This is a genomic window from Thermostichus sp. MS-CIW-34 (genome assembly GCF_054060435.1).
Map to the genome: position 1 here is coordinate 1 of NZ_JBSSDE010000066.1, position 3,421 is coordinate 3,421.

A 3,421-nucleotide genomic window follows, 5' to 3' on the forward strand; every position below is an offset into this window, starting at 1 on the left:
TTGACGGGGCGGTTTTTCTGTTGGGCAACTTTACGGGCGCCGGCCAGCCGTCTGCAGACCTGCTGAGCCAAGTTACTGGACAAGTCGAACCGGGCGCGGATTTCGCGGTAGCACAGAGACTGAAGCTTAACGGCGTTGACGACTTTCTCCGGCGTGTTCTGGTTGACCCAGTTCAAGGCTTGGCCAAAAGCCTCCAAAGTCGCGTCCAATTTGGCGGCTTGCGACTGGGACACCTTGAGCTTGCAGGATACGGTCAGGACTTGGGTCATAGTTCTATCATAACTTCCGCATTCCTCCCGGCACTGACCCTACGGGTACAGTGCGGGGCTCCTGCGATTTCTAGCTGAGTTCGTCTAGCAACGACGGGAGGAGCCGCCCGAAGAGTGGCGAGAAGAGCTGCCCCCCGATGAAGGGCGGGAGGAGGAGCCGAAAGAGCCAGAAGAGCGCGAGGAGCCGCCACAACAGGAGCTTGCAAAGCTTGGATCTGGTTTTGCAGTTGTCTGCAGCGACGCTGCCTGCGCCAGTACATTGTGCCGCCGATTATCCCTGCAGCACCTGCCCCCACCCCTACCAACGGCCAGGGCGAAGGGGGAGGCGGGTAGGTCATGCCTCTGTTGAATTGCTGCCCGGCGCTGCAGCCGGCCTGACCGCGTCAGCGCTGCAGTTCCCCCCCCAGCGCTTTGCTCCTGACGCCAGCTGTCCCATGGGCTATTTTTGCTGGGGATCCCTTCCGATGGCGCGATAGGGCGAGCCACCCCAGTTTCAAGGCCGGCCCCAGCACCTGCCAGCCGCGAAACCGAACCACCAGGGATCCCTGTCCGCACCAGCCGATGCGGGTGAAGGTCAAGCGCAGGTGTTGAGCCAACTGAGGGGGTAGAGCGGCGATTAGTCCCAAGCATTGCCCCGTCAAAGCCGGATCGGCAAAGCCAATTTCCACCCCTCCTTGCCAAGATTGGATGTGGAGCTGCTTGCCCAGCTTCCACAGGTAGGGCCAATCTCTGGGGGAGCAACGTTCTCCCCGCTGCGCCGGCCAACGGCCGCGAAGGCGCAGGGATCCCCAACGCCATTCCCAACCACGGCGGCTGCCCCGCACAGTCCACCCCCCCCACCCGTGCCATTTCCAGATCCAGGCGAGGGGTCCCTGCCAGGGTTTGCGGTAGCGCAGAATGAGCTGTTGAGGCCAGAACAAGAGAGTTCCCACAAAGACGGCCAGCAGCAATCCCAAAGGACTCCGTCCCGCTAACGCGAACAGCTTGAGCACCGACTGGGATCCTCCGCGGTCAATCCATAGCGGGCCAGAAAACGGGGCAAATCGACCACCAGGCAGGTGTAGGATCCCTGCATCACCAGCCGCTCCTGCTGGGTGATCTCCACGTGAAACCGAATGCGTCTTCCCTCCACTGCCACGACTTCGACCCGCATCTGCAAGGGATCCCCCGCCACCGCTGCCGACCGATGTTCCAAGGCAAAGCGGATCCCGACCGCCGCTTCCTCCGGCTCGTAGAAGGGCTGCAAGGTGGTGTGGCTGCACCGCTCGATCAACGTCAACAAAGCCGGGGATCCGATCACCTTCACACCGGGGTTGCCCAGGGCTGCAGCGGTTTGTTCCGGGCCGAGGATCCCCTGCCAGGTGCCGAGGGTGCCCAGGGGAACAGGTTTCATCAGCGGGCGGGGGCGCGCATTCTCCCAGAGTGCCATAGGCTCCAGCCTTGCCAGAGCAGGAGAATCAACGCCAGGATCCCGACCACCCCGGCCAGCACCAGCGCCCGTTCCCAGCGGGTGGCATGGAAGCCGGTTACCGTCCAATCGCGGCTGAGGTTGGATCCCAGAATGGCAAGCACAGCCAGGCCCAAACCTCGGATCCCCAGAGATTCCGCCCCTCTTCCCTCCTGCTGCAGGAGGATGGGCTGCAGCGCCGCCAGGATCAAGGCGGTGGTCAAGGCTCCCAACAGGAAGGCCGCTTGCGGCTGAGCGTGAATGAAGTAGCCCACCCCCACCGGCAGAGCCAGGCTGGCCAGCGTCAGAGCGATCCCCGTCTGCAGGGGTTTGTCTGGCCCGTATAGCCAGTGAATGAGCGCCGCCAGCGCCATGCCCGCCATGCCCAGGTACAGCGCCGCCGACACATAGGGTTGGGTGAGGTCGATCCCGGCAACCTGCAGGTTGAACTGGTGCAACAGGTTTTGCAGCAGAGGGCGGGCCGACAAAAACAAAGCGGCCATGGCCCCCCAACGGCTGGGAAAAGCCAGACATCCCAGCCCCAAGAGGGCCGCCCCGTAGGATCCCCCCAATCGCAGCGCCAGCAGCGCTCCTCCCCCCACCAGCGTTAGGCCCACACAGGCCCGCCAGAGCAGCCGTCCTTGTTGCTCGGCAACGCTGACGCGACCGGCTAAAGCCTCCGGCCCGCTGACATGAGCAGGTTCCCCTGCCAGCGCGGGGATCCCCTGTCCCATCTGGTTTTCCAAGGCAAGCAAGGCCCACGAGAGCAGCACCCCCACCCCGTAGAGCAAGGCCCAGAAGGGATCCTGGTATAGGCCGTTGCGGGTCAAGGCCAAGGCCAGCGCCAGCGCCACCAGCCACCCCACCCCATGCCCCACTGCCGACAGCAGCCCGGGGGAGTCTTCTGAGGCGGTCAAGAGCGGCACAGTGCCTGCCACCAAGCTGAGGGCGGCCAGCCCCACCGGCAACAGCACCTGCCAAGGGAGATCCGGCTGGGATCCCATCTCCAGCAGGCGAGATCCCCAGGTTATGGCGGCAATGCCGCTCCACCCCTGGCCCAGCGCCATCAGCAAGGACAGAGCTTCTGTTTCGGCCAAGACCCCCAGCAAAGGGATCCCCACCAAGCCCATCCCCAGGCCGCAGCCCCACAGAAAGAGCATTCCATGTTGCTCCGCAACGCTGATGCGACCGGGGGAGCCGATAGCCAGACTTTGCCAGGCCGCCAAACTGAGCAACAGCACCACCAGCCCTTGCCCGGCCCGACCGCAGCCACTCAACCCCAGTAAACCCACCCCCACCAGGCCCCCCAACAACAAAGCCAGGGGGATCAGATCCGGCAACTGACCCAGCCAGCACCCCAGCGCCGCCAAGGCCACCAAGCCCAGCCCCACTGCCGGTTGCCAGCGGCGAACGGATCCCCAGCGGCGGTAGCGAATTGCTTCCAACAGCAAGACCACCAAGCCAATCGCAGCCGCAATCGCCAAAACTCCACCCAGCACGTGCTCCCTCCTTTCAAGCCCTGCACCAACTATCGCCTATCGCTGTCCGGTCATCATCGCCATTCAGCTAGAAATCGCAGGAGCCCCGCACTGTACCCGTAGGGTCAGTGTCGGGAGGAATGCGCTTTGATGAAGTACAATGAACTTATGAGCCAAGTCCTGACCGTCTCCTGTAAGCTCAAGGCGTCCCAGTCGCAAGCCGCCAA

The 3,421-nt window shown here is 63.7% G+C and carries 3 protein-coding genes and 1 pseudogene; all 4 read right to left on the bottom strand.

Going from position 1 to position 3,421, the window contains the following annotated elements:
- Positions 1–269, bottom strand: a pseudogene (locus ACVWYY_RS14380) (RNA-guided endonuclease TnpB family protein); the annotation flags it as partial.
- Between the two features lie 383 nt (positions 270–652).
- A complete protein-coding gene (locus ACVWYY_RS14385; protein WP_457402607.1) occupies positions 653–1,261 on the bottom strand; it encodes a hypothetical protein in 609 nt (202 codons plus the stop codon).
- The gene (locus ACVWYY_RS14390; protein WP_457440910.1) at positions 1,240–1,662 is read right to left on the bottom strand and encodes a thioesterase family protein; all 423 of its coding nucleotides are present in this window, start codon (positions 1,660–1,662) and stop codon (positions 1,240–1,242) included. Before ACVWYY_RS14390 ends, ACVWYY_RS14385 begins: the two co-directional genes overlap by 22 nt.
- A complete protein-coding gene (locus ACVWYY_RS14395) occupies positions 1,662–3,215 on the bottom strand; it encodes a hypothetical protein (RefSeq protein WP_457402609.1) in 1,554 nt (517 codons plus the stop codon). The genes ACVWYY_RS14390 and ACVWYY_RS14395 overlap by 1 nt, the downstream gene beginning before the upstream one ends.
- Between the last annotated feature and the right edge of the window lie 206 nt (positions 3,216–3,421).

Coding starts and splice junctions, on each gene's coding strand:
- ACVWYY_RS14390 (WP_457440910.1), bottom strand. CDS start 1,662: ATGAAACCTGTTCCCCTGGGCACCCTCGGCACCTGGCAGGGGATCCTC.